1 protein-coding gene is annotated in these 1,460 nt (G+C 71.2%); it reads right to left on the bottom strand.

Features of this window, described 5'->3' with window-relative positions; genetic code table 11:
- Positions 1–141: 141 nt before the first annotated feature.
- Positions 142–1,398, bottom strand: coding sequence for a cytochrome P450 (locus C1I97_RS37140; protein ID WP_111007270.1), 1,257 nt, complete (start codon positions 1,396–1,398; stop codon positions 142–144).
- Positions 1,399–1,460 lie beyond the last annotated feature (62 nt).

Genomic DNA, 1,460 nt, shown 5'->3' with positions numbered 1-1,460 from the left:
GCTGTGGGGGGCTCCGTACGCCATACGGGTGTGGCTCCTCGAAGTCACTGGACAGGCATTTACCATTTTGTCCGAATTTATGAATTTGTCTAGAAGTGTTTTCACGTTGTTGACCTCCTGCGCGGCGCAGGGGAACCGACGTCAGGAACGCACCGCCTCGCCCGGACGTACCGCGTCGACCGCGACGTGCAGATGCCGCGGGCCGCGCAGCACGGCGTTCGGACGGTAGGGTGGCGGGTCCTCGACCAGGCGCGGGTTGTCCAGGCGGCGGGCCAGCTCGGCCAGCGCGAGCTGCGCCTCCAGGCGGGCCAGCGGTGCGCCGAAGCAGATGTGGATGCCGCTGCCGAAGCCGAGGTGCTGGATGTCCTCGCGGTCGGGGTCGAACCGGTCGGGGTCGCGGAAGCGCTCCGGGTCCCGGTTGCCGGCGGCGAGAACCAGCCAGATCCTCGAGCCCCTGGGGATCGTGACCCCACGCAGCTCGATGTCGGCGACGCAGGTGCGCTGCGGCACCAGCTGCACCGGGGGCTCGTAACGCAGCAGCTCCTCCACGATCCTGACGGACAGTCCGGGATCCTCGCGCAGCCGGTGCAGGTACTCCGGGTGGCGCAGCAGGGTGAGCATGCCGTTGGTGATCAGGTTGACCGTCGTCTCGTGCCCCGCGATCAGCAGCAGCACCGCCGTACTGAGCATCTCCATCGTCGACATGGCCCCGTCCGGACCGTGACCGGCCGCCAGGTCGGACAGCATGTCGTCGCGGGGTTCCCTGGTGCGCTGCTCGACCAGCCCGGCCAGGTACATGCCCAGCCGCATCCGCGCCTCCTGCGCGGTGCGCCGGAACTCGGCGTCGCCGCCCTGCCGCGTGTCCGGGTCCAGGGCGGCGACGATCAGTTCCACCCAGCCGCGAAAGCGCGGCTCGTCCTCGCGCGGCACCCCGAGCAGCCGGCAGACGACCGTCACCGGGAAGGGGTGGGCGAACCGGTCGACGACGTCGATCTGCCGGGCGTCGCCGAAGCCGTCGACGAGTTCGGCGACGATCCCGGCGAGCTCCCCGCGCAGGGAGTCGATCCGGTACGGCCGGTGCGGCGGGCCGAAGGAGCTGTTGGCGATCCGCCGCAGCCGGTCGTGTTCGGGCGGATCCAGCCGGAGGAAGCTCGGCGGCAGCCCCGTGGCCTCCGGCTCCGACAGCTCGTCGTCGCCCGCGGCGGCGAGGTTGGCGGCGTCGGAGCTGACCCGCGGGTCGTGGAGCAGGCCCAGGATGTCGTAGTACGAGCTGATGACGTACGGGCCGCCCTCCTCCTCCTGCAGCACCGGGGTCCTGCGGAGCTCCTCGTACAGCGGGTACGGGTCGGCGCGGCTGGCGTAGTCGGTGATACGGCGCAGGAGCGGGGCTTGCGTCATGGCGGGTCCTTGGGGGGAGGTCCGGGCGGAGAGGGCCGGGCAGGGCGCGCGCCGGTCAGTGG

This window comes from Streptomyces sp. NTH33, from assembly GCF_003236365.1.
GTDB lineage: Bacteria > Actinomycetota > Actinomycetes > Streptomycetales > Streptomycetaceae > Streptomyces.
This window is presented reverse-complemented; position numbering and strand designations above follow the sequence as displayed.